Source organism: Lysobacter oryzae DSM 21044, assembly GCF_059568595.1.
Genome location: NZ_JCANTQ010000012.1, coordinates 77,387 through 99,019, shown reverse-complemented (window position 1 = coordinate 99,019; position 21,633 = coordinate 77,387). Strand labels below are relative to the sequence as shown.

At 70.5% G+C, this 21,633-nt stretch carries 22 protein-coding genes, 1 tRNA gene and 1 pseudogene; 8 read left to right on the top strand and 16 right to left on the bottom strand.

The window, feature by feature from the left end:
- Positions 1–63: 63 nt before the first annotated feature.
- Positions 64–1,542 carry an ArnT family glycosyltransferase gene (locus BP05_RS10950; RefSeq protein WP_496363334.1) on the top strand — a complete coding sequence of 493 codons (1,479 nt, stop codon included), beginning with the start codon at positions 64–66 and terminating at the stop codon, positions 1,540–1,542.
- A 4-nt stretch (positions 1,543–1,546) separates the two neighbouring features.
- Here the strand turns inward: BP05_RS10950 and BP05_RS10945 are convergent, their stop codons facing one another.
- Genes BP05_RS10945 through bioB form a run of 5 tightly spaced genes read right to left on the bottom strand, consistent with a single transcriptional unit; the run spans position 1,547 to position 6,594 of the window.
- Positions 1,547–2,560 carry a multidrug resistance efflux transporter family protein gene (locus BP05_RS10945; protein ID WP_496363332.1) on the bottom strand — a complete coding sequence of 338 codons (1,014 nt, stop codon included), beginning with the start codon at positions 2,558–2,560 and terminating at the stop codon, positions 1,547–1,549.
- A complete protein-coding gene (gene bioC, locus BP05_RS10940) occupies positions 2,557–3,480 on the bottom strand; it encodes a malonyl-ACP O-methyltransferase BioC (RefSeq protein ID WP_496363330.1) in 924 nt (307 codons plus the stop codon). The genes BP05_RS10945 and bioC overlap by 4 nt, the downstream gene beginning before the upstream one ends.
- 54 nt (positions 3,481–3,534) lie before the next feature.
- Positions 3,535–4,299, bottom strand: a complete 765-nt coding sequence (bioH, locus tag BP05_RS10935; protein WP_496363328.1) for a pimeloyl-ACP methyl ester esterase BioH — start codon at positions 4,297–4,299, stop codon at positions 3,535–3,537.
- 11 nt (positions 4,300–4,310) lie between these two features.
- Positions 4,311–5,543, bottom strand: a complete 1,233-nt coding sequence (gene bioF / locus BP05_RS10930; RefSeq protein ID WP_496363326.1) for an 8-amino-7-oxononanoate synthase — start codon at positions 5,541–5,543, stop codon at positions 4,311–4,313.
- A gap of 1 nt (position 5,544) precedes the next feature.
- Positions 5,545–6,594 (bottom strand): biotin synthase BioB, encoded by a 1,050-nt coding sequence (gene bioB, locus BP05_RS10925; RefSeq protein ID WP_496363324.1) that lies wholly within the window; start codon positions 6,592–6,594, stop codon positions 5,545–5,547.
- Between the two features lie 49 nt (positions 6,595–6,643).
- Here bioB and BP05_RS10920 point away from each other — a divergent pair, with 49 nt between their 5' ends.
- Positions 6,644–7,450, top strand: coding sequence for a ComF family protein (locus tag BP05_RS10920; protein ID WP_496363322.1), 807 nt, complete (start codon positions 6,644–6,646; stop codon positions 7,448–7,450).
- A gap of 68 nt (positions 7,451–7,518) precedes the next feature.
- Here the strand turns inward: BP05_RS10920 and BP05_RS10915 are convergent.
- The 3 genes from BP05_RS10915 to BP05_RS10905 form a co-directional block, all read right to left on the bottom strand.
- Positions 7,519–7,595 (bottom strand) — tRNA-Arg (locus BP05_RS10915).
- Positions 7,596–7,673: 78 nt separating this feature from the next.
- Positions 7,674–8,987, bottom strand: coding sequence for a putative bifunctional diguanylate cyclase/phosphodiesterase (locus BP05_RS10910; protein WP_496363320.1), 1,314 nt, complete (start codon positions 8,985–8,987; stop codon positions 7,674–7,676).
- A 16-nt stretch (positions 8,988–9,003) separates the two neighbouring features.
- Positions 9,004–10,251, bottom strand: a complete 1,248-nt coding sequence (locus tag BP05_RS10905; protein WP_496363318.1) for an HD-GYP domain-containing protein — start codon at positions 10,249–10,251, stop codon at positions 9,004–9,006.
- A 156-nt stretch (positions 10,252–10,407) separates the two neighbouring features.
- On the opposite strand from BP05_RS10905, the gene ubiA reads away from it, so the two are divergent.
- From ubiA to BP05_RS10890, 3 genes are all read left to right on the top strand, one after another.
- Entirely contained in the window at positions 10,408–11,322 is a 915-nt protein-coding gene (ubiA, locus tag BP05_RS10900) for a 4-hydroxybenzoate octaprenyltransferase (RefSeq protein ID WP_496363818.1), read from the top strand.
- A gap of 66 nt (positions 11,323–11,388) precedes the next feature.
- Positions 11,389–11,592, top strand: a complete 204-nt coding sequence (locus BP05_RS10895) for a hypothetical protein (RefSeq protein WP_496363316.1) — start codon at positions 11,389–11,391, stop codon at positions 11,590–11,592.
- 145 nt (positions 11,593–11,737) lie between these two features.
- Positions 11,738–13,120 (top strand): short-chain fatty acid transporter, encoded by a 1,383-nt coding sequence (locus BP05_RS10890; RefSeq protein ID WP_496363816.1) that lies wholly within the window; start codon positions 11,738–11,740, stop codon positions 13,118–13,120.
- 59 nt (positions 13,121–13,179) lie between these two features.
- Here BP05_RS10890 and tatC read toward each other — a convergent pair whose 3' ends face one another.
- From tatC to BP05_RS10870, 4 genes and pseudogenes are all read right to left on the bottom strand, one after another.
- Entirely contained in the window at positions 13,180–13,929 is a 750-nt protein-coding gene (gene tatC, locus BP05_RS10885; RefSeq protein ID WP_496363314.1) for a twin-arginine translocase subunit TatC, read from the bottom strand.
- 210 nt (positions 13,930–14,139) lie between these two features.
- A pseudogene (tatB, locus tag BP05_RS10880) lies at positions 14,140–14,371 on the bottom strand (Sec-independent protein translocase protein TatB); the annotation flags it as partial.
- A gap of 31 nt (positions 14,372–14,402) precedes the next feature.
- Complete coding sequence (gene tatA / locus BP05_RS10875) at positions 14,403–14,648, bottom strand: Sec-independent protein translocase subunit TatA (protein ID WP_496363312.1); 246 nt, start codon at positions 14,646–14,648, stop codon at positions 14,403–14,405.
- 101 nt (positions 14,649–14,749) lie between these two features.
- Entirely contained in the window at positions 14,750–15,646 is an 897-nt protein-coding gene (locus BP05_RS10870; RefSeq protein ID WP_496363310.1) for a lipid-binding SYLF domain-containing protein, read from the bottom strand.
- A gap of 144 nt (positions 15,647–15,790) precedes the next feature.
- Here BP05_RS10870 and hemH point away from each other — a divergent pair, with 144 nt between their 5' ends.
- Together hemH and BP05_RS10860 are read left to right on the top strand one after the other, a co-directional pair.
- Positions 15,791–16,876, top strand: coding sequence for a ferrochelatase (gene hemH, locus BP05_RS10865; RefSeq protein ID WP_496363308.1), 1,086 nt, complete (start codon positions 15,791–15,793; stop codon positions 16,874–16,876).
- Positions 16,877–16,881: 5 nt separating this feature from the next.
- A complete protein-coding gene (locus BP05_RS10860) occupies positions 16,882–17,733 on the top strand; it encodes an alpha/beta fold hydrolase (RefSeq protein WP_496363814.1) in 852 nt (283 codons plus the stop codon).
- Positions 17,734–17,745: 12 nt separating this feature from the next.
- On the opposite strand, the gene BP05_RS10855 is transcribed toward BP05_RS10860, so the two are convergent.
- From BP05_RS10855 to ttcA, 4 genes are all read right to left on the bottom strand, one after another.
- Positions 17,746–18,252 carry a hypothetical protein gene (locus BP05_RS10855; RefSeq protein ID WP_496363306.1) on the bottom strand — a complete coding sequence of 169 codons (507 nt, stop codon included), beginning with the start codon at positions 18,250–18,252 and terminating at the stop codon, positions 17,746–17,748.
- A gap of 59 nt (positions 18,253–18,311) precedes the next feature.
- Entirely contained in the window at positions 18,312–19,094 is a 783-nt protein-coding gene (locus BP05_RS10850) for a YgjP family zinc-dependent metalloprotease (protein WP_496363304.1), read from the bottom strand.
- 174 nt (positions 19,095–19,268) lie between these two features.
- Positions 19,269–20,174: a recombination-associated protein RdgC gene (locus BP05_RS10845; RefSeq protein ID WP_496363302.1), complete on the bottom strand. Its 906-nt coding sequence runs from the start codon at positions 20,172–20,174 to the stop codon at positions 19,269–19,271.
- A 138-nt stretch (positions 20,175–20,312) separates the two neighbouring features.
- Positions 20,313–21,221: a tRNA 2-thiocytidine(32) synthetase TtcA gene (gene ttcA, locus BP05_RS10840; RefSeq protein WP_496363812.1), complete on the bottom strand. Its 909-nt coding sequence runs from the start codon at positions 21,219–21,221 to the stop codon at positions 20,313–20,315.
- Between the two features lie 159 nt (positions 21,222–21,380).
- Between ttcA and BP05_RS10835 the strand changes: the two genes are divergently transcribed.
- Positions 21,381–21,587 (top strand): YdcH family protein, encoded by a 207-nt coding sequence (locus BP05_RS10835; protein ID WP_496363810.1) that lies wholly within the window; start codon positions 21,381–21,383, stop codon positions 21,585–21,587.
- Positions 21,588–21,633: the final 46 nt, after the last annotated feature.

Here is a 21,633-nt window from a genome sequence, read left to right as displayed (position 1 = left end):
CGCGTGTCGCCAGGCTTTCGCCGTTTCGCATAGCCGTAGCCGTCTTCCTCGCCGGTGGGCCGCATGCCGCATCTGTCCGCACTGCTTCGCAGCAAGTCGTTCTGGATCGCCGCGATTGCGGTCGTGCTCGCGCTGGGCTTCCTCGGCGCGCGCGGAATCTGGGATCCGGACGAGGGGCGCTACACCAACGTCGCGCTGAACATGCTCGACAGCGGCGACTGGTTGAACCCGCGCCGCAGCGATGAGGTCGGCCACTGGACCAAGCCGCCGCTGACCTACTGGGCCATCGCATCGAGCGTCGCCGTGTTCGGCCAGAATGCCTTCGCCGCGCGGCTGCCGTCGGCGCTGGCGTACTTGCTGTGCGTGTGGCTGGCATGGCGCATCGCACGCCGGCTCGCGCCGGGCAGCGAGGCCACGGCGGCGGTCGCGTACGCCACGATGCTGTTCACCGTCGGCGCCGCGCAGATGATCACCACCGACTACGTGCTCGCGGCCTGCACGGGCGTGGCGATGTGGGCGTTCGTCGAGGCGCGCTTCGGCGACGGCGTGCGTACCAGGCGATGGACCGCGTTGATGTGGGGCGGGTTCGCCCTCGCGTTCCTGACCAAGGGGCCGCCCGCCCTGATCCACCTGCTGGCGGCGCTCGTCTTCGACCAGTTGATGCCGCAACGCAAGCGCAGCCGCGTCTTCCAATGGTCGGGCCTGTTGCTGTTCGTGGCCTTGGCCTTGCCCTGGTATCTCGCGGTGATCGTCAACCACCCGGGTTTGTTCCGCTACTTCATCGGCGACGAGGTGGTCAACCGCGTCGCCACCAATGAGTTCGGCCGCAACGGGCAGTGGTATGGCTGGCTGGTCGTGTACGCGCCGACGCTGCTCCTGGGCACGCTGCCGTGGACACCCGCGCTCCTGCGCTGGGCGCGCGGCCTGCCGGCGAGCGTGCGCGAATGGCGCGACGTGGATCATCGCGCGCGCGACGCCGCCGATGTGCTGCTCGCCCTATGGCTGCTGCTGCCGTTGCTGGTGTTCTGCATCGCGCGCTCGCGCCTGCCGCTGTACATCCTGCCGTTGTTCCTGCCGTTGGCGGTGATCGTCGCCAGCCGCCGCCAGCGCGAGCGGCGCGAGCTGCGCTGGGGCTGGCTGGGCGCGTGGCTGCTGGTGCTGCTGGCGCTGAAGTTCGGCGCCTCGTTGTGGCCCACGCACAAGGACGCCTCGGAATGGGCGCGTGCGATCCGTGCGCGTGCGCGCGGTCCGGTGCGCGAGGTGCTGTTCGTCGAGGACATGGCGCGCTACGGGCTGCACTTGCACCTGGACGCGAAGATCGAAAAGCTGTCGCTGGACGCGCGCGCGCAGTCGCAGTTCAACCCCGAGTACGACCAGACGCTCGCACAGGAACTGGCGGAGCACGAGCCCGATGCGGTGTGGATCTGCAAGCAGGATGTGTGGCCGGGCGTGCAGCGGCGCTTCGCAGCCCAGGGCTATCGGGTGGAGGCGCTCGGTTCGCCCTACCAGGGGCGGATCATCTTCCGCGCGACCCAGCGCTGAGGCGTCAGGCGCCGCGGTCGCCGCGCAGTTCCTGGGTCGCCTGCCGGTCACCCGCTGCGGCGCGCGCGGCGACGACGCTGAAGGCGACGATGCCCACGATCACCACCGCCGCGCCCCACAGCGCGCGGCCCTGCGGCCACGCCTCGCCCAGCCACACGGCGCCGATCAGCGTGGCGAACAGGATCTCGGCGCCCTGCATTGCCTCGGCCGCGGCCAGCGCGGTGGGATCGTTGCGGACCATGCCGGTGGCCTGGAAGAACAGCACGGTGGCGATCACGCCCGCGCCCAAGGCCACGCCGGCCGCGAACAGCACCTGGTCCACCGGCGGCGCGCCGCTCCGGACAAAGGCGCCGGCGGCGACGGCCCACCACAACGGCTGGCTGGCCAGGGTCATGCCGAACACGCGCTGGGTGGCGTTGAGTTCGATGCCGGCGCGCTCCAGGTGCAGGAGCAGGCCGCGATTGCCCAGCGGATAGGCGAAGGCGCTGACCGCGACCGCAGCCAGTGCGATCCACGCCCCACGATCGAGCTGGCCGCCGCTGTGCCCGACCTGCATCAGCAGCACGCCGCCGACCACGACCACGCCCGCGGCCAGTGCAGGCAGCGGAATGCGCGCGCGTGCATCGCGCGCGTGCTTGTTTCGATACAGCAACGGCGCGCACAGCATCCCCGCGATCACGGTGAGCTGGAACGTTCCGGCGACCAGCCACGACGGGCCACTCGCGGCCGCGTAGCTGAGCAGCAGGTAGAACAGCACGAAGCCGACGCCGCTCCACAACAGCCAGGGCCCGGGATGCGCGCGGATCGCGCGCCACACCGGCGCCATCCCGCCCTGCCAGGGCATCACCAGCAGCATGATCGGCAGGGTGATCAGGTAGCGCAGCGCGGCGGTCCACACCCAGTAGCCGCCGCCGCTGGCGGCCGCGCGGTTGAGCACGTAGGTGCAGGTGAAGAACAGCGCCGACAACAGCGCGACGGCCACGGCGGCCAAGGCGATGCTGCGCGGCGAGCGCGTCACCCGCGCCTCCGGATCGGAATCCGCGACACCGGCACCGCCACCTCGTCGACGCCGCCGACGCGGATCGGCGTGCCCGGCTGCGGGCCCCAGGCATGCGCGGTGATCACTTCCCAGGTCGCCGGCAGCTTGCCGTCGCGACGCAGCGGTTCGTAACCCTCGGCGGCGCGGGCGAAGCGGGCGCGGCCGGTGAGGCTGCGCCGGCGCGTGTTCAACGCATTGGTCGCGCCGAGCGTGCGCAGCTCGCGCATCAGCTCCGCCAGCGAGTCGTGGCGCAGGCGGAATTCGTCGCGGTCCAGCACCGGATCCTTGAAGCCCGCGGCGATCAGCGCGTCGCCGAACTGCGCGATCGACGCGAACGGACTCACGTGCGGCGCGCTGTCGGCGTGGCCGAAGGCCTCGCGCAGTTCCCACAGCGTGTCGGGCCCGAACGTCGACAGCACCATCAGGCCATCCGGCTTGAGCACGCGCCGGAACCCGGCGAACACTGCGGGCAGGTCCTCGACCCACTGCAGGCACAGGTTGGAAAACAGCACGTCGACGCTGCCGTCGGCGAGCGGCAGCGCGCGCGCGTCGGCGCACAACGGCTGTGGCCGCTGCTTGAACGGGCGCCAGCCACCGGCGTTGCGCTTGCTCTCCTGCAGCATCGGCAGGGCGAGGTCGAGCGCGAGCACCTGCGCCTTCGGCCAACGCTTCTGCATGGCTGCCGTGGCATGGCCGGGGCCGCAGCCGACGTCGAGCACCACCTGCGGCGTACGCGGCGTGCCGCCCTGCGCCTCGCGCTGGGCGCGTTCGTCGAAATAGTCGAGCGATTCGAGCAGGCGCGCGCCGACTTCGCGCTGCAGCGCGGCGGCGTCGTCGTAATGGTGCGCGGCCCGCGAGAAGGCGCGGCGGACCTGGCGGTGGTCGAACAGTTCGCTCATGCGTACGGCTATTGTGGATCGCGTGGGGGGACGACGCTTTGCCGCGGGCGCCGGTTAGGGCAGTTGTTGCAGGAATGCATCGATCTCGTGCGCCACCGCGTCGGCGGCGCCGAGGAACGGCGCGTGCCCCGCATTCGGGATCACCACGCTCCTGGCGTTCGGCGCCAGCGCGGCCGCGGCCGGCATTGCGCCCGCGGGCACCAGGCGGTCGCGGCGGCCGGACAGCCACAGGCTGGGCACGCGCAGCATCGGCAGCTCGTCGCGCAGGTCGAGGCGGTCGAGCAACTGCAGCCCTTCCAGCAGGGTGCGCGCGGCGGGCTCGCCGCGCGCGAACGCCTGCGCGCGTAGGCTGCGCAGTTCGTCCTGCGCATGCGTCGAGCCCAGCGCCTCCAGGGCGAGGAAACCGTCGAGGGTGCCGCGGAAATCCTTGGCAAGGGCGTCGCCGAAGTCGCGGAACAGCTGCGCGCCGACGCCGTGCGACCAGTCCTCGCCGACCACGAAGCGCGGCGAGGAGGCGATCATGACCAGCCCGCGGACCGCATGCGGATGGTCGAGCGCGGCGCGCAGCGCGAACTGGCCGCCCAGCGACCAGCCCAGCCACGCGGCGTCGGGCACGCGCGCGACCAGCTCGCTGGCGAGCGTTTCTGGCACCAGTTCGGTCGCGTCCTCGCGGGCGAAGCCGTGGCCGGGCAGGTCGACCAGGTGCAGCGTGTAGCGATCGGCCAGACGCTCCACCAGCGGCGCGAACAAGCCGCCATGCATGGCCCAGCCATGGATGAGCGCGAGCGCGGGCCCTTGCCCGCGCATTTCGATGTGCATCGGCGCCGTCCTCAGCGCGGGGGCGAGAGCATCTCGGCGACGCGCGCCTCGGCTTCCGCCTTGTCGCGCGCGCGTCCGAGCGCATCCACCAGTCCGTCCACGTCGGCGTGGGTGTGCAGGGCCGAGAGCGTCACGCGCAGGCGCGCGCGGCCTTCCGGCACTGTGGGCGGACGGATCGCCGCGACCCAGTAGCCGCGCTGTTCCAGCGTCGCCGACATCGACAGGGCACGCGTGTCGCTGCCGCACATCACCGGCTGGATCGGCGTATCCGACGGCAGCAGCACCAGGCCGGCCTGGTTCGCGCGCTCCTTGAAGTGCGCGATCAGGTCGTAGAGCTTGCCGCGGCGCCAGTCCTCGCCGCGCGCGAGCTTCACTGCGGCGAGCGTCGCCGCGGCCTGCGCCGGCGGCAGCGCGGTGGTGTAGATGTAGGGGCGCGCGGTCTGCACCAGGTGTTCGATCAGGTCGGCGTCGCCGACCACCGCGGCGCCGTAACCGCCCAGCGCCTTGCCCAGCGTGACCAGTTGCAGCGGCACCTGCTCGACGCTCAGTTGTGCGTCGGCGACGCTGCCGCGGCCATCGGGACCGACCACGCCGACGCCATGCGCGTCGTCGACGTACATCAGCGCCTTCTGCACGCGCGCGGCGAGCGCGAGTTCGCGCAGCGGCGCGACGTCGCCGTCCATGCTGAAGACGCCATCGGTCGCGAGCATCGCGACGCCGTCGGCGGCCTCGCGCATCAGGCGCAGCGCACCGCTGGAATCGCCGTGCGGGTAGCGGCGCAGCTTGCAGCCGGCCAGGCGCGCCGCGTCGATCAGGCTGGCGTGGTTGAGGCGGTCCTGCACGCACACGTCGTCGTCGCCGAGCAGCGACTGCAGCACCGCTAGGTTGGCCATGAAGCCGCTGCCGAACAGCAGCGCGCGCGGCGCGCCCAGCCAGTCGGCCAGCTCCTTCTCCAGCGCCTCGTGCAGGGCGTGGTGGCCGCACACCAAGTGCGAGGCGGTGCCGCCGGCGCCTTCGCGCGACGCCGCATCCTGCAGCGCATTGATCACCGCGAAATGCTGCGACAACCCGAGGTAGTCGTTGCTGCAGAAGTTCAGCAGCTTGCGTGGCGCGCCCTTGGCATCGAGCACCTCCACGCGCGCGCCATCGCGGTGGGTGACCGGGCGCAGCACGCGCAGGCGCGACGCCGCGATGCGTTCGGCACGCGCGGCGGCAATGCGCTCACGCCAGGACGCACGGGCCATCTCAGACCACCGTGCAGGAAATGGGTTCGCGAGCGCTCGGGCTCGATTCGAGAATGTCGGCGTGCACGGTCTCCCCCTGTTCAACGACCGGCATGGGCATGAGGCCCAAGCGGTTGAACAATGCCATATCGCGCTCGGTGTCGGGGTTGCCGGTCGTCAGCAATTTCTCGCCGTAGAAGATGGAGTTCGCGCCGGCGAGGAAGCACAACGCCTGCAATTCATCGGACATCGATTCGCGGCCGGCGGACAGGCGCACCATCGAACGCGGCATGAGAATGCGTGCAACTGCGACGGTGCGCACAAATTCGAACGGGTCGAGCGGCGCGGTGCCGGCCAGCGGCGTGCCTTCGACCTGCACCAGGCGGTTGATCGGCACCGAATCCGGGTGCGCCGGCAGGTTGGCCAGCGTCTGCAGCAGGCCGGCGCGCTGTTCGCGCTGCTCGCCCATGCCGACGATGCCGCCGCAGCAGGTCTTCATGCCGGCGTCGCGCACGTGGCCGAGCGTGTCGAGGCGGTCCTGGTATTCGCGGGTATGGATGATCTCGCCGTAGAACTCCGGCGCGGTGTCGAGGTTGTGGTTGTAGTAGTCCAGGCCGGCCTCGCGCAGCGCGCGGGCCTGGTCGCCCGAGAGCATGCCCAGGGTGGCGCAGGTCTCCAGGCCCAGCGCCTTCACCTGCGAAATCATGTCGGCGACCTTGGGGATGTCGCGATCCTTCGGCGAGCGCCAGGCCGCGCCCATGCAGAAGCGGCTGGCGCCGGCGGCCTTGGCCTGCCGGGCCTTCTCCAGCACCGCGTCGGTCGACATCAGCTTGGTCGCGTCCACGCCGGTGTGGTAGCGCGCCGCCTGCGGGCAGTAGCCGCAGTCCTCGGGGCAGCCGCCGGTCTTGATCGACAGCAGGGTGCTGACCTGGACCTGGGCCGGGTCGAAATGGGCGCGGTGCACGGTCCCGGCGCGATGCAGCAGCTCCGGGAAGGGCAGGTCGAACAGGGCGCGGACTTCCTCGCGGCTCCAGTCGTGGCGGAGGGCGGGCGGATTACTGACGGCGGGCATGGGGGTATTCCGACAGACGTGGGCAGACCGGGCGGGCAGTCTGGAAACCATGACCACCGCTGTCAACCAAACGTACCCGCATCGGGTTGACGGCGACCCGGGGGGCGCCGCGGGCGCCGAGGACCTGCGCCGCCGGCTGTGGCACTGGCTGCGCATCGACGCCGCGCGCCTGCTCTGGCCCAGCCGCTGCCAGGTTTGCGACGCGCCGGGGCTGGACGGACTGGACCTGTGCCTGGCCTGCCTGGGCGAGCTGCCGTGGAACCACTGCGCCTGTCCGCGCTGCGCCCTGCCGTTGCCGGCCGCGGACACCTGCGGCGATTGCCTCCGCCGCGCGGCCGCCCTGTCCGGGCGGGGGCGGCGCCCGACGCTCGACGCGGTGCACGCCGGGTTTGTCTACGCCGCCCCGATCGACCGGCTGCTGCCGCGGTTCAAGTTCCATCGCGACCTCGCGGCCGGCGCGCTGCTGTCGCAGCTGCTGGCCGAGGCGGCGCCCGCCTGGCCGCGGCCCGACGCCCTGGTGCCCGTGCCGCTGCACCGCGCCCGCCTGCGCCGTCGCGGATACGACCAGGCCTTGGAACTCGCCCGCCCGTTGGCCCGGGCACTGGACCTGCCGCTGCGCGACGGCTTGCTGCAACGCGTGCGCGCAACCGCGCCGCAGTCCGAGCTCGATGCGGCGGGGCGCCGGCGCAATCTCCACGGGGCGTTCGCGGTGCGGGCCGGCGCCGCCTTACCCGCGCATGTGGCGCTGGTCGACGACGTCATGACCACCGGCGCCACGCTGCACGCGGCGGCGCAGGCGCTGCGGCGCGCCGGGGTCCAGCGCGTGGACGCGTGGGTGTGTGCACGGGTGCCGTAACCACCGCAGGTGATCGTTCCGGCGGGCTTGGTAATGGCGACGTTGGCCGCGGTGCCGGAACCAGGAGATGGCGCGCCCGGAGGGATTCGAACCCCCGACCAATGGCTTCGGAAGCCACTACTCTATCCGGCTGAGCTACGGGCGCCTGGTGGAAAACCGCGCGATGGCAGCCATCGCGGGACCGGCATTCTAGCAGCGACCGCGGCGCCTGCGGCCGTTGCCGCTAGACCGCCGTGCGCAGGGGATCGACGGGCGCGTCCTGCTGCAGCCAGCGCGCGAAGTCCTCCAGCGCCATCGCCTTGGCGAACAGGTGGCCCTGGACCACGTCGCAGTTGCGCAGGCGCAGGGCCTCCAGCGTTTCCTCGTCCTCGACGCCTTCGGCGACCACGTGCAGGCCGAAACGGTGCGCCAGGTCGATGATCAGCGCGGTGATGTCGGCGCAGGTGGCGTCGATCAGCAAGCCGGCGACGAAGGATTTGTCGATCTTGAGTTCGTCCGCCGGAATGTCCTTGAAGTAGGCCAGGCACGAATAGCCGGTGCCGAAGTCATCGATCGAGATCTTCACCCCCAAGTCGCGGATGCGCGAGAGGATGCGGAAGCTGTGGCGCGGGTTCACCACCAGCGAACGCTCGGTGATCTCCAGCACCAGCTGCACGTCGGGCGTGGCCCACAGGTTCAGCGCGTTCTCGACCAGGTCGGGCAGGTCGTCGTGGGCCACCAGTTCGGGCGGCACGTTCACGGCGATGCCGAACGGGACGTGCGGGTGCTTCCACTCGCCGGCATGGCGCAGCGCCGAGTTCAGCGCCCAGATCGTCATGTTCTTGATCTGCCCGGTCTGTTCGGCGATCGGGATGAACTGCGCCGGCGAGATCAGTCCGCGCGAGCGGTGCTGCCAGCGCATCAGTGCCTCGGCGCCGATCGGCGTCAGGTCGGACAGGCGCAGCTTGGGCTGGTACATCAGGAAGGTTTCGCCGCGCTGGACCGCGCCGTCGAGCTCGATCTCCAGGTCCCAGAATTCCGACAGGCCCGCGTCGTCGCTGCCGTCGGGCGGGAACAGCCAGCGCTGTCCGGTCGCACGCGCGAGTTCGAGGCTCTTCTCGGCCTGGCACAGCAGGAACTCGGCCTGCGTCGCATGCAGCGGGCACAGCGCCACGCCCACGGTCGCGGTCATGCGCACGCGCCCGGTGCCGCCGTCGAACGGCACCTCGAGCAGGCGGAAGAGCTTCTGCACCGCCAGTTCGGCGTGGCCTGCGTTCATCACCCCGGGGAGGATCACCGCGAAGCGGTTGTCGCCGATGCGGGCCGCGTAGTCCTGGGCGCGGATCATGCCGCGCAACTGCTGCGCGACGTGCTGCAGGGCGCGGTCGCCGAAGTCGTAGCCGTGGGTCGCGTTGAGGCGGGCAAACCCGTCGATGTCGACGACGATCAGCGCGAGGTTGGTCTTGCGGTCATTGGCCAGCCCGACGTGGCGCCGCAGCAGGGCGAGGAAGCTGCGACGGTTGAGCAGGCCGGTGAGTTCGTCCTCGATGCTGGCCATGGCCCGTCCCGCCCGGTCAGTGCAGGAACAGCTCGACCGGGTCGATGCCGTAGGCGCCGGTCGGCAGGCCGCTCTTCACGCTCAGTGGCTGCCCCTGGTCGTCGCGCTCGACCTCGCCCAGGTCGAGGACGCGGAACTGCTGCAGCGGGGTCTTGTCGGCGTCGAGCAGGAGCATCACCCGCGGACGCAGGCGCTTGAGGCTGTGCACGTCGGTGACCACCGCGACCTGGCCGTTGGAGAGCTCCACCAGCGATCCGGTGGGATAGATGCCGCAGTTCTGGATGAACTGCTCGACCAGTTCGGCCTGGAACAGCTTGCCACGCTGCTGGTACAGCTCGTTCACCGCCAGGTGCGGCGACCGGCTCGTCGCATACGGCCGCGGGCTGGTCATGGCGTCGTAGCTGTCGACGATGCCCATGATCCGGCCGAAGATCGGAATCTCGCCGCCCTCCAGCTTCCACGGGTAGCCGCTGCCGTCATGGCGCTCGTGGTGGGTGGCGACGATCTCGCGGATCTTCGGCGACAGCCCGGCCGTCGCATCGAGGATTTCCAGGCCGTGCTGCACGTGCAGGCGCAACTGCTCGCGCTCGGCATGCATGAGGGGCGTCTGCTTGTGCAGCAGTTCCTGCGGCACGCGCGTCTTGCCCACGTCGCAGAGCAGGCCCGCGAGCGCAAGCAGTTGCAGTTCGGCGCGCTCCAGGCCGAGGTGGCGACCGAAGCTCGCCGACAGCACCGCGCAGCCCATCGCGTGCTGGTAGGCGTAGGCGTCGCGCCGCTTCATCTCCTTGAGCCAGACGAACGCGGTCGGATTGCGCAGGATCGAATCGATCATCGCGTCGACGCCGTCCTTCAGCCGCTCCAGGTCGAGGCGCTTGCCGCTCTGCAGGTCGACCATCACTTCTTCGATCGAGGCGGCCAGCGTCGCGTGCACGGCTTCGGCCTGGCGCAGCTCGGCCTGCACGTCGAGTTGCGGTTGCCACTGCGTCTTGCGCAAGGCCTCGACTTCCGCGGCGGCGCGGCTCTGGCGCACGGACGCGGGCTCGTCGAAGGCGATGAAGCGCGGGTTCGGCGACGTGCCCAGCAGGACGTCGACCCAGACGTGGTTGCAGATGCGTTGCAGCATCGCGATCTCGTCGTCGGACGTGATCTTGATGCCCTGCATCAGGAAGGCGGTCTCGAGCCACGGCCGGTCGAGCCGGCTGACGTACATGCCCAACGTCAGTCCCTGCACGGTGATCCTGACTTCCCTGGACTGGATATCCATTAGATCCCCCGGATCCTGCGGCTAGCCTACCGCCGCAGCCGCTGCAGGCATAGTGCGGCGACGGGCCGCCGGTCCGGAATTCCGCGGCAATCGGCGACAATGCGGCGGCGCCGCGGTCTGCACGGCGCGCGTGTCTTCTTCCTGAGTAGCGAACCGATGGGTTACGAGCGCGACTACGCCCCGATTCCACCGCCCGTTCCGCGCTGGCGCGAGCGGCTGCACCAGTACTGGCTGCTGGTCCGCGGCGACCGCCCGATCGGCTGGCTGCTGCTGTTGTGGCCGACCTGGTGGGGCCTGTGGCTCGCCGCCAAGGGCGTGCCGCCGTGGTGGACGCTGCTGGTGTTCACTGCCGGCGTGTGGCTGACGCGCGCAGCCGGTTGCGTCATCAACGACTATGCCGATCGCTGGCTCGACCCGCACGTGGAGCGCACCAGGCAGCGCCCGCTGGCGACCGGTGCGGTGGGTGGGCGCGAGGCGCTGGCGGTGTTCGCGGTACTGATGCTGGTGGCGTTCGCGCTGGTGCTGACGATGAACCGGCTGACGATCTACCTGAGCGTGGTCGGCGTGGCGCTCGCGGCGAGCTATCCCTACCTCAAGCGTTACACCTACCTGCCGCAGGTGTATCTGGGCATGGCGTTCGGCTGGGGCATCCCGATGGCCTTCGCCGCGATCCAGGGCGAGGTGCCGGCGCTCGCGTGGCTGCTCTACGTCGCCAACATCCTGTGGTCGACCGCGTACGACACCTGGTATGCGATGGTCGATCGCGACGACGACCTGCGCATGGGCAGCAAGTCGACCGCCATCCTGTTCGGCGACATGGACCTGGTCGCGCAGGGCGTGCTGTACGCGCTGTTCCTGTATGCGCTGTTCCTGGTCGGGCGGCGCGCGGAACTCGGGCATTACTACTGGTACGCCGTGGCCCTGGCCGCGCTGCTGATCGCCTACCAGTTCGTCATCGCGCGGCACCGCGAGCGCGACGCCTGCTTCCGCGCGTTCCTGCACAACCACTGGGTAGGGCTGGTGGTGTTCGCCGGGTTCGCGCTGGACCTGGGCCTGCATGGCGCGCGTTGAATTCGCCTAGACTCGACCGGCCCGATGGGGATCGGGTCCAATCATGGTCAAGCCAGGGGGTAATGCATGAAGTCGTGGGGCAAGTGGTTCTTCATCTTTGGCGCGGGTTCGTTCCTGTTGAACCTGCTGGGGCTCGAATTCATCGTTATGAGCTGGGTCGATAACTGGGGTCCTACCGTCGGCATTGCCATCCGCGTGGGCCTGATGGTGGTCGGCGCCGGCATGTGGCTGGTGGGCCGCAAGCAGGAGGCGGCGCAGGCCGCGGCCTGACCGTCGCGACGACGCCCGCAACGGCCCGCCATGCGCGGGCCGTTGCCGTTTCCGGCGCCGGATTCGCGTGGACAATGCACGTCCGGACCACGACAGGAACACCGCGATGACCAAGCCCCGCGAGCACCGGACCGGCGAACATTGGATGGCGCGCGTGGCGCTGCGTTGCGCGGGCTTCGCCGAACGCTGGTTTCCCGATGCCTGGGTCTTCGCCGTGCTCGGCGTGCTGATCGTCGCCCTCGCCGCGATTGCGTGCGGCGCCAGCACGCACGCCACGGCGCAGGCGTTCGGCAAGGGCTACTGGAGCCTGATCCCCTTCACCATGCAGATGGTGTTCGTGGTGATCGGCGGCTACGTCGTTGCCACCGCGCCGGTGGTCGCGCGGGTGATCGAGCGCCTCGCGCGCTGGCCGCGCAGCGGGCGCGGCGCGGTGGCGTTCGTCGCCACGGTGAGCATGCTCAGCTCACTGTTGAGCTGGGGCTTTTCGCTGGTCTTCGCCGGCCTGCTGGTGCGCGCGCTGGCGCGCCGCACGGAGCTGCGCATGGATTACCGCGCCGCCGGCGCTGCCGCCTATCTCGGTCTTGGCGCGGTCTGGGCAATGGGCCTGAGTTCGTCCGCGGCGCAGCTGCAGGCCAATCCCGCCAGCATGCCGCCGGGCCTGGTCGAGATCACCGGGGTGCTGCCATTCGCGCAGACCATCCTGCTGTGGCAGTCGCTGGTGCTGACCGCGGTCCTCATCGCGGTGTCGGTGCTGGTCGCGTATGCGACCGCGCCGGGCGAGGCGGCGGCGCGCGGGGCCGATCCGGCCGCCCTCGCCGAGGCGCCGGCCCTGCCGCAGCGCACGCGCCCGGGCGAATGGCTGGAGCACAGCCCGCTGCTGACCATCCTGCTGTCGCTGCTGGCGTTCGGCTGGCTGGCCAGCGAGTTCGCGGGCAAGCCGTTCGCCAACGCGATCGCCGACCTCAACACCTACAACCTGCTGTTCCTCTCGCTCGGCCTGCTGCTGCACTGGCGGCCGCGCGGCTTCCTCGACGCCGTGGCCAAGGCGGTGCCGGGCACCGCCGGCGTGCTGCTGCAATTCCCGCTGTACGGCGGCATCGCGATGCTGCTCACCGGCGTTCCGGGCGCAGGCGGGGAAACCCTCGCGCACCGGCTGTCGGAACTGTTCGTGCAGGTGGCCTCGCGCGACAGCTTCGCCCTGGTGATGGGTGCGTATTCGGCCGCGCTTGGGTTCTTCGTGCCGTCCGGTGGCGGCAAGTGGATCATCGAGGCGCCTTATGTGATGCAGGCGGCGAACGAACTGCGCGTGCATCTGGGCTGGGCGGTCCAGGTCTACAACGCCGCCGAGGCGCTGCCCAACCTGGTCAATCCGTTCTGGATGCTGCCGCTGCTGGGCGTGCTCGGCTTGAAGGCGCGCGACATCGTCGGCTTCACCTTCATGCAGCTGCTGGTGCACGTGCCGCTGGTGCTGGGTCTGTTGTGGCTGCTGGGGATGACGCTGGAGTACCGCGCGCCGGTGATGCCATAACCGGGCGCCAGGCCTCCTCGCTCACCGCCCATCGCCGCCGGCGCGGCGCGGATGGGTCGTCAGCGGGTGGCGCCGCGCGCCGGCGCGACCCAAGCCGCGGCCAGGATGCCGATCTCGTAGAGCAGGCACATCGGGATCGCCAGCATCAGCTGCGACACCACGTCCGGCGGGGTGATGATCGCCGCGATCACGAATACGCCGACGACGGCATAGCCGCGCGATTCGCGCAGCTGCTGCGGCGTGACCCAGCCCAGCAGCGCCAGGATCACCAGTGCGACCGGCAACTCGAAGCTCGCGCCGAACGCCAGGAAGATCACCAGCACGAAGTCCAGGTACGCCTGGATGTCGGTCATCATCGCCACGCCGTCGGGCGTGACCTTGGTGAGGAAGCCGAACACGGCCGGCAGCACCAGGAAGTAGGCGAACGCGCAGCCGGCATAGAACAGCGAGACCGCGGACACCAGCAGCGGCACCGCGAGTTTCTTCTCGCGCTGGTACAGGCCCGGCGCGACGAAGGCCCAGGCCTGGTACAGCAGCCACGGCACCGAGACGAAAAGCGCGGCGAAGAACGCCAGCTTCACCGGCGCGAAGAAAGGCGAGGCGACACCGGTGGCGATGAGTTGTCCGCCTGCCGGCAGCTTGGCGAGCAGCGGCTTGGCCAGCCAGGCGTAGAGCTTGTTGGCGAAGGGAAGGAAGGCGACGAACACCACCATCAGCCCGGTCACCGCGCGCAGCAGGCGCGCGCGCAGTTCGATCAGGTGGTCGATGAGGCGGCTTTCGGCCTGGGCGCCGGTGTCAGCGTCGTGCATCGGGCGCGGACTCGGCGGGGTGGTCGTCTGGCTGGTCGTCCAGCGGCAGTTCGGGCTGCTCCAGCGCATCGCTCACCGAGCTTAGCGGGCGCTCGAGGTCGTCGTCGCCATGGTCGGCGGGTTGCGCGTCGCCGTGGCCGGGCTGCAGCGCGTTGCGCACGTCGCTGCGCGCCGCGTCGAACTGCCGCTGCAGCGCCGCGCCGCCCTGCGCCAGCGAGTCGCGCGCTTCCATGAGGTCGGCGCGCGTCTGCTGGAGGCTGCGCTTGAGTTCCTCGTCGGCGAGTTCGTTCTCGAGTTCGGCCTTGACCGAATACCACTGCGCGCGCGCGCGCCGCACCCACAAGCCGGCGAAACGCGCAGCCTTGGGCAGGCGCTCGGGGCCCAGCACGAGCAGGGCCACGATCGCGATCAGGAAGATCTCGCCGAATCCGACATCGAACATGCATTCAACCCGCCATCACGGCGGTCCGGAATCAGCGCGGGGTGCGCTCGTTATCGGTGCTGCTGTCGTTGCGCTGCGTCGCATTGGTGCTGTCGCGACGCGATTCGTCCGGCAGCTGCGCGGACGGCTTCTTGTCGTCGTCGTCCTGCATGCCTTTCTTGAAGCCCTTCACGGCTTCACCCAGGTCCTTGCCGACGTTGCCAAGACGCTTGGTGCCGAACACCAGCACCACGATCACCAGCACGATCAGCCAGTGCCAAATGCTCAAACCGCCCATTGAAATGCCCTGTGGAGTGGGCGCTCAGGATACCGCAGGCCTCGTGATCGCAGTGGAAGCCGGTCACGAGGCGAAGACTCGCGGGCAGTGGCGAGGCCGGTTCAGCGGCCGGGTGTGCGCGCCGGCGCCGGTTCCGGCGGCAATGCCTCGGTGCGCACCGCATCGGCCGACACGTCCTCGAACGGGGCGGGCTTGGCTTCCGCGGGCTGCGCCGGCTGCGGCGCCGCCGGTGCCATCGTGGTCGCCGCCGCGGGCGTGGCCGCCAATGTGGGGGCGCGACCGCCGCGGCGTTCGCGCGCCAACGTGCTGGCTTCCTCCAGCGCATCGCGGAAGTCGACGACCTTGTCGCCCGGCTGCGCGCGCGTGCGTCCTTCGAAGATCATGCGTGGCGTGGTGCCCTCGCCGTACGCCAGCTGGTTGGCGGCGTCGTCGATCGACAGCACCGCGCCATCCAGGGCGATGCCGGCGAACAGGCCGCGCGCCCGCGACCACGACCAGATCTCGGCTTTCAGCTGGCCATCGGTGGCGGTGGCGGCATTGCGCCCGACCGGGCCGGCCGCGACGCCCGCGTCGGCGCCGAGCGTGACCTTGCCATTGACGATCGAATCCAGTCCGCGTTCGCCCCGGAACACCAGCACGATGTCGGACGATTGCACGCCGGCCTGGAATCCGATGCTGCCGCCGGTGAGCTTGACGAAGCTCGGGTTCGACCAGCTGCCGTCGGGGTTCTTCACCGAGACCAGGCCGTGGCCGCGGCGGCCGCCGAGCAGCAGCCCGACCTTGAGCGTGTCGGGCACGACCACGATCGCCTTCGCCTCGTCGAACAGCTTGTCCGGGATCGCCGATTCGGGGATGCGCTGCACGTCGCTGAGCACGCGCACCGCGTCACGGGCGCGCTGGTCCTCCTCGGGTCCAGCCATCGCATTGCCGGCGAACGCCAGCGACAGGGCAAGCGACAGGGGGACGAACGACAGCTTCGAGAGGATGGCGCGCGACATGGCGGCTCCGGCGGCGGGGGATGCCCGGAGGGTAATGACGGCGCAATGAACGCCGTCGATACGAAGCCGCGCGCCGGGGCCGCGCGATCGCAGCGGATCGTGCAGCGGGTGACGCCGGGGCGGGGCGACTGTCATCCTATGCCGATGATCACGCCCCCCTCGACGGCAGGCGCTTCCACCGGCAACCCTGCCCATTCGCCGGTCGATGCCGGTACCGCGCTGGTACTGGTGAATCTCGGCACGCCCGATGCGCCCACGCCCGGCGCGGTGCGCCGCTACCTGGGCGAATTCCTCTCCGATCGCCGCGTCGTCGACCTGCCGCGCTGGCTGTGGTGGCCGGTGCTCAACCTGCTGATCCTGCCGTTGCGTTCGCGCCGGGTCGCGCACAAGTACGCGAGCATCTGGATGGAGGGCGGCTCGCCGCTGGCCGCGTACACGCGCGGGCTGGCGCAGGCGGTGCAGCGCGACTGCCCGCAATGGCGCGTGCTGCCGGCAATGCGCTACGGCGCGCCGGCGCTCGCCGACGCCTTGCGGCAACTGCGCGCCGACGGCGTCGAGCGCGTCGTGGTGCTGCCGCTGTATCCGCAGTACTCGACCACCACCACCGCGTCCGTGCGCGACGTGGTCGAGGCCGCCGGCTTCGCGATCCAGGACCGCGGCTTCGTCGAGGCCGCAAAGACCGGCGCGCCGACGCTCGCGGGCGCGCCCCTGGCGCACTTCGTCGGCGATTACCACCTCGACCCGGGCTGGATCGGCGCGATCGCCGAGTCGATCCGCGCGCATCGCGCGCAGCATGGCAACGCCGCGCACCTGCTGTTCTCCTTCCACGGCCTGCCGCAGCGCCTGGCCGACAACGGCGATCCCTACCCGCGCCAGTGCGAGGCCGGCGCGCGCGCGATCGCCGCGGCCCTGGGCCTGCGCGACGAGTCGTGGACGCTGACCTACCAGTCGCGCTTCGGCCGCGAGAAGTGGCTGGAGCCGGCGACCGCCGATACCTTGAAGGCACTGGCCGAACGCGGCATCCGCAGTGTCGACGTGGTCGCGCCCGGATTCGCCGTCGATTGCCTGGAAACACTGGAGGAAGTGGCGCAGATGCTGCGCGAGGACTTCCACGCGCGCGGCGGCGAACTGCGTTACATCCCGTGCCTCAACGACAGCCCCGCGCACGCGCGCGTGCTGGCCGCGATCGCGCGCGAGGCGGCCGGCGCCGGCACGGCCCCGCGAGCATGAGCGCGATGCGGCCGTTCGCGCTGGAGACGGCGTTCGGCACGCTGGCCGGATTGCGCTCGGGCCGCGCCGGTGCGCCGCGCGTGCTCGCGCTGCATGGCTGGCTCGACAACGCCGCCAGCTTCGTGCCGCTGTCCGCGCACCTCGACGACGTCGACCTGGTCGCGCTGGATATGCCCGGCCATGGTGCCAGCGCGCACCTGCCGGCCGCCGCCGATTACCTGCTGATCGCCTTCCTGCGTGCGGCCTTCGCCGCGGCTGAGGCGCTCGGCTGGGAGCGTTTCGCCCTGCTCGGGCATTCACTCGGCGGCGTGATCGCCAGCCTGATGGCCTCGGCGCAGCCGCAGCGGATCGAGCGCCTGCTGACCATCGAGGCGCTGGGTGCGCTCACCGAGGCGGAGGAGCGCACCGCGCAGCGCCTGCGCGACGCGATGGCCGCGTATGCGGCCCGATCCGGCAAGCAGCTGCGCGTGTTTCCCGATGTCGCCACCGCGGTGCGGGCGCGCCTGCAGGCCGGCACCGGCGATCTCGGCGAGGCGGCGGCGACGCTGCTGGTCGAGCGCGGGCTGCGTCCCGTCGATGGCGGCTTCGTCTGGCGCAGCGACCCGCGCCTGACCATGCCGACGGCGGTGCGCATGAGCGAGGCGCAGAGCCGCAACCTCGTCGCCCACATCGAGTGCCCGGCGCGGGTGATCTACGCCGAACCCGCGCAGAGCTATTTCCCCGAGGAAGTGCGGCGCGAACGCGCGCGCCTGCTGCGCCGGGGCGACCTGGTCGTGATGCGCGGCAGCCACCACCTGCACATGGACGATGCCGCCGGCGTCGCCGCCGCGATCGGCGATTTCTTCAGCGCGGGCTGACCGCGCCGCGCGTCACTGCTGGGTGGCGAGCTGGTAGCCCACCTGCACGCCGCGCTTCTGGTCGGCGGACAGGGTCAACGTCGCGTGGCGCTTGTCCTTCTCGTACATCACCACCTTCGCCTCCGGCCCCTGCATCATGGTCATCGACGCCTTCCAGCCCTGCGCCTGCATCTGCCGCTCGGCCTCGGCGGCGATCGCATCGAGCTCGCCGGGCGCCAGCAGGTGGACGACCATCGCGTTGGGCATCTCCATCGCTGCTTCCACCGAATATTTCCCGGGCACATAGACGTCCTTGGGGAAGCCCGCCGGCAGCGCGGTGCCGCCGCCGGTATTGATCTTCATCTCGCCTTCGTCGGTGTGGATGGTCATCTGGCCCTTGTCGGCGTCGACGTCGGCCTTGTGCCCGGTGCGCGCTTCGATCGCGCGCTCGGCCATGCGTTCGCCGGGCGACTTGCCGCAGGCGCCCACGCACAGCACGGCGCCGCACAGGACCAGCAGGGGAAGTGCGTACGTGCGCATGGTCGGCTCCCGGATCCGCCGCGGGTGCGGCTACGGCAGGAACAACGGCGGCGCCGCGCTCAGGCGGCCAGCAGTGCGCGCATGGCCGCCTTCAGCCGGCGGCCTTCGGCGTGGAAGTAATCGCGCTCGTCGCGCCACGCCGGGAAGCGCAGCTCGACCTCGCGCCAGAACGCGCGCGAATGGTCGGCGCGGATCAGGTGGCAGAGCTCGTGCACCAGCACGTACTCGAACGCGCTCGGCCGCGCCAGCACCAGCGCGAGGTCCAGCGCGACCACGCCGTTCGGGGCCAGCGAGCCCCACTGCGAGCTCATCACCTTGAGCGCGATGCGCGAGGGCGGCCGCGGCAGCGTCGGCAACAGGGGCGGCAGCCAGCGGCCGATGTCGGTGCGCGCCTGCGCTTCGTAGAAGTCGCGCAGGGCGCGGCGCAGCGAGGCGACGCGCACGTTTGCGGGCACGGTGGCCTGCAGCGTGTCGTCGTCCATGGCCAGGCGCAGGGCGCGGCCTTCGTGCCAACGCACCGGCAGGTCGCCGCCGCGCAGCGGGATGGATGCGGTGACATGCGGCTGCAGCGCCGGGGCATCGCTGCCGTTGTGCGCGAGCTGCGCCATCAGCCAGTCGCCGTGTTCGAGCACGAAGCGCTCGCCGGCGACCTCGCTCGCGCGCAGCGGCAGGGTCAGGCGCGCGCCGCGTTCGCTGACGCTGAGCTTGATCCGCTGCGCGCGCGGATCGCGCACGCGCAGCACCGCGACGGTCTCGCCGTTGCCGAGGGTGAAGCTGAGCGTTTCGCGGGCCGCGCGCTCGGGCACGCGCGGCTTGCCCGCCAGCAGCCGGAGGGGATTCATGCGTGCACGCTCGCCATGCGCGACAGGATATCGCGATGCCGGCGTGGCGCCGGCGCGCATTCAGGTGTGATCGATTTCATCGGGGACCGAAGCGGGGCGACGCGGCGCGTGTTGCGCCGCGTTCTCCGGGAGATGGGTCGCAGGCCGCGCGCAGCGCGGTCCCGGCAGCAGTCGTCAGGCTTCGGCCTTGGACAGTTTCAGCGCCTTTTCGAGCACCGCGAACAGGCGTCTGGCCTCGCCGCTCATAAGCGCGAAGCGCGCATCGAGTTCGGCGCGCAGGTCTTCGCGTTCGGTGGATTCGAGCTGGTCGACGGCGCCGTCGAGCAGCTTGAACTTGCGCACCACCAGGTCCTCGCCGAGCACGAACGAGACGTGGTCGTCGAGCGTCAGCGCCAGCCGCGTGACCTGCTTGCCGGCTTCCAGGTGCTTGCCGATCTCGTCGCCCTGCAGCTCCTGGCGCTGGCACTTGACCACCGCGCCCTGGTCGACCGGATCGCGCAGTTCGCACTCGTCGCCGAGCGAGAGGCCATCGGGCAGCGGTTCGCCCGCGATCCAGCCGGTGAGCACGCTGCGTGGCGCGACTTCCGCATTCAGCGGCAGCGCCGGGAAGCTGCCCAGCGCGCGGCGGATCTCGCTGACCACGTTCTCGCCGCTCTTGCGGCTGGAAGTGTCGACCACGACGATGCCGTGCTCGAGATCGAGCAGGGCATCGGTGCGGCTGGGCTTCACGAACGCGCGCGGCAGCAGGTCGGTGATCAGCTCGTCCTTGATCCGCTTGCGCGTGCGCCCACCGGGCTTGCGGCCTTCCTTCTGCTCGATCTCCTCGAGCTTCTTCGCCAGCATGTCGTTGACCACGCTGCCGGGCAGCAGGCGGTCCTCGCCGCCCACGGTCAGCCAGATCGCATCGCGCTGGCGCGCGGCGAGCAGGTCGCTGTCGCGGCCATACGGCGAGATGAAGCCGCGGCTGGAGAGTTCGAGCGGGCCGACCGGCTTGAGCTGGCACTCGTCGAGGCCGGTATCGAGGTCGTCGAGCTTGGTGGTGGTGGGGAAGCGGAACAGCGTGAGGTTGCGAAAGAACATTCGGTAACCGATATGGGTTGGCATCCGGAGCGTGCGCTCCGCGTTCTGGCTTCCATGCCGCGATTGCCCGGCGATGCCGGGCCCCTGTTGGAATTGCAGCGGCCTTCGCGCGGAAGGCGGGCGGCGATTATGGGCGACTTAGCCCTCGCCGTCGCCCTGCGCGTGCGGATCGCCGGCCAGCCAGGCGTGCGCGTCGGGCAGCGGCGCGTCGCCGTGGCGGCCCAGGGCGAGGAAATCGAACAGCTTCGGGTCGCTCAGCTGCGACGGACGGATGTCGCCCAGCGCCCGCGCGATGGTCTCGATGCGGCCGGGGCTGTCCTTCTCCCATGCATCCATCATCTTCTTGACCTGCTTGCGCTGCAGGTTCTCCTGCGAGCCGCACAGGTTGCACGGGATGATCGGGAACTGCTTCGCCTCGGCGTAGGCCGCGATGTCGTCCTCGCGCACGTAGGCGAGCGGGCGGATCACCACGTGCTGGCCGTCGTCGCTGAGCAGCTTGGGCGGCATGCCGCCGAGCTTGGCGTGGAAGAACAGGTTGAGGAAGAACGTCGCGACCAGGTCGTCGCGATGGTGGCCGAGCGCGATCTTGGTGAAGCCCTGTTCCTGCGCGTACGCGTACAGCGCGCCGCGGCGCATGCGCGAGCACAGCGAGCACAGGGTCTTGCCCTCGGGCACCACGCGCTTGACCACCGAGTAGGTGTCCTGCTCGAGGATCTTGTATGCCACGCCGAGCGATTCGAGGTACGCGGGCAGCACGTGCGCGGGAAAATCCGGCTGCTTCTGGTCGAGGTTGACCGCGACCAGTTCGAACTTCACCGGCGCCTTCTGCTGCAATTGCAGCAGGATGTCGAGCATCGTGTAGCTGTCCTTGCCGCCGGACAGGCACACCATCACCTTGTCGCCGTCCTCGATCATGCCGAAGTCGGCGATGGCGCGGCCGACCTGGTGGCGCAGGCGCTTGGCCAGCTTGTTGGACTCGTGCGCGCGCTTGTCCGTGCGGCCAAGCGCGCGCGGCAGGGGTTCGGCGAGGGGCAGGACGATGCTCACGGTGGTGCGTGCGGCGGGAAGCGGATGGCCCATTGTAAACGGCCGCGCGTGCACGCTTTCCGTAGTGGATGACGGGCCCGGCATCGCCGCGCTCGATGCCGGCGGCGCCTGCCAGCTGTCATGGGCAAGTCGCCGGGGCAGGCGTAAGCTGGCCGCATGATCGAACTCGACGATCCGGCCAGCATTGCCCGCAAGCTCTCCGAGCTCAAGCTCGAGCACCGTGACCTGGACCTCGCGATCGAGCGCCTGGCGGGTGATGCCAGCGCCGACGAGCTCACGGTCAAGCGCCTGAAGAAGCGCAAGCTCTGGCTCAAGGACTGCATCGCCAAGCTCGAGAGCGCGCTGATTCCCGACGAGCCGGCCTGACCGGCGAAAAGCAGAAGGCGGACCGTGGTCCGCCTTGCTTGTTTCC

Excerpts from the sequence above, each read along its gene's own strand:
- ubiA (WP_496363818.1), top strand. The coding sequence starts at position 10,408 with ATGGGTTACGAGCGCGACTACGCCCCGATTCCACCGCCCGTTCCGCGC.
- BP05_RS10870 (WP_496363310.1), bottom strand. The coding sequence starts at position 15,646 with ATGTCGCGCGCCATCCTCTCGAAGCTGTCGTTCGTCCCCCTGTCGCTT.
- bioF (WP_496363326.1), bottom strand. The coding sequence starts at position 5,543 with ATGGCCCGTGCGTCCTGGCGTGAGCGCATTGCCGCCGCGCGTGCCGAA.
- bioH (WP_496363328.1), bottom strand. The coding sequence starts at position 4,299 with ATGCACATCGAAATGCGCGGGCAAGGGCCCGCGCTCGCGCTCATCCAT.
- bioB (WP_496363324.1), bottom strand. The coding sequence starts at position 6,594 with ATGCCCGCCGTCAGTAATCCGCCCGCCCTCCGCCACGACTGGAGCCGC.
- BP05_RS10910 (WP_496363320.1), bottom strand. The coding sequence starts at position 8,987 with ATGGCCAGCATCGAGGACGAACTCACCGGCCTGCTCAACCGTCGCAGC.
- BP05_RS10890 (WP_496363816.1), top strand. The coding sequence starts at position 11,738 with ATGGCGCGCGTGGCGCTGCGTTGCGCGGGCTTCGCCGAACGCTGGTTT.
- BP05_RS10850 (WP_496363304.1), bottom strand. The coding sequence starts at position 19,094 with ATGAATCCCCTCCGGCTGCTGGCGGGCAAGCCGCGCGTGCCCGAGCGC.
- hemH (WP_496363308.1), top strand. The coding sequence starts at position 15,791 with ATGATCACGCCCCCCTCGACGGCAGGCGCTTCCACCGGCAACCCTGCC.
- BP05_RS10920 (WP_496363322.1), top strand. The coding sequence starts at position 6,644 with ATGACCACCGCTGTCAACCAAACGTACCCGCATCGGGTTGACGGCGAC.
- BP05_RS10855 (WP_496363306.1), bottom strand. The coding sequence starts at position 18,252 with ATGCGCACGTACGCACTTCCCCTGCTGGTCCTGTGCGGCGCCGTGCTG.
- BP05_RS10950 (WP_496363334.1), top strand. The coding sequence starts at position 64 with ATGCCGCATCTGTCCGCACTGCTTCGCAGCAAGTCGTTCTGGATCGCC.
- BP05_RS10845 (WP_496363302.1), bottom strand. The coding sequence starts at position 20,174 with ATGTTCTTTCGCAACCTCACGCTGTTCCGCTTCCCCACCACCACCAAG.
- BP05_RS10860 (WP_496363814.1), top strand. The coding sequence starts at position 16,882 with ATGCGGCCGTTCGCGCTGGAGACGGCGTTCGGCACGCTGGCCGGATTG.
- BP05_RS10895 (WP_496363316.1), top strand. The coding sequence starts at position 11,389 with ATGAAGTCGTGGGGCAAGTGGTTCTTCATCTTTGGCGCGGGTTCGTTC.
- tatC (WP_496363314.1), bottom strand. The coding sequence starts at position 13,929 with ATGCACGACGCTGACACCGGCGCCCAGGCCGAAAGCCGCCTCATCGAC.
- tatA (WP_496363312.1), bottom strand. The coding sequence starts at position 14,648 with ATGGGCGGTTTGAGCATTTGGCACTGGCTGATCGTGCTGGTGATCGTG.
- BP05_RS10905 (WP_496363318.1), bottom strand. The coding sequence starts at position 10,251 with ATGGATATCCAGTCCAGGGAAGTCAGGATCACCGTGCAGGGACTGACG.
- bioC (WP_496363330.1), bottom strand. The coding sequence starts at position 3,480 with ATGAGCGAACTGTTCGACCACCGCCAGGTCCGCCGCGCCTTCTCGCGG.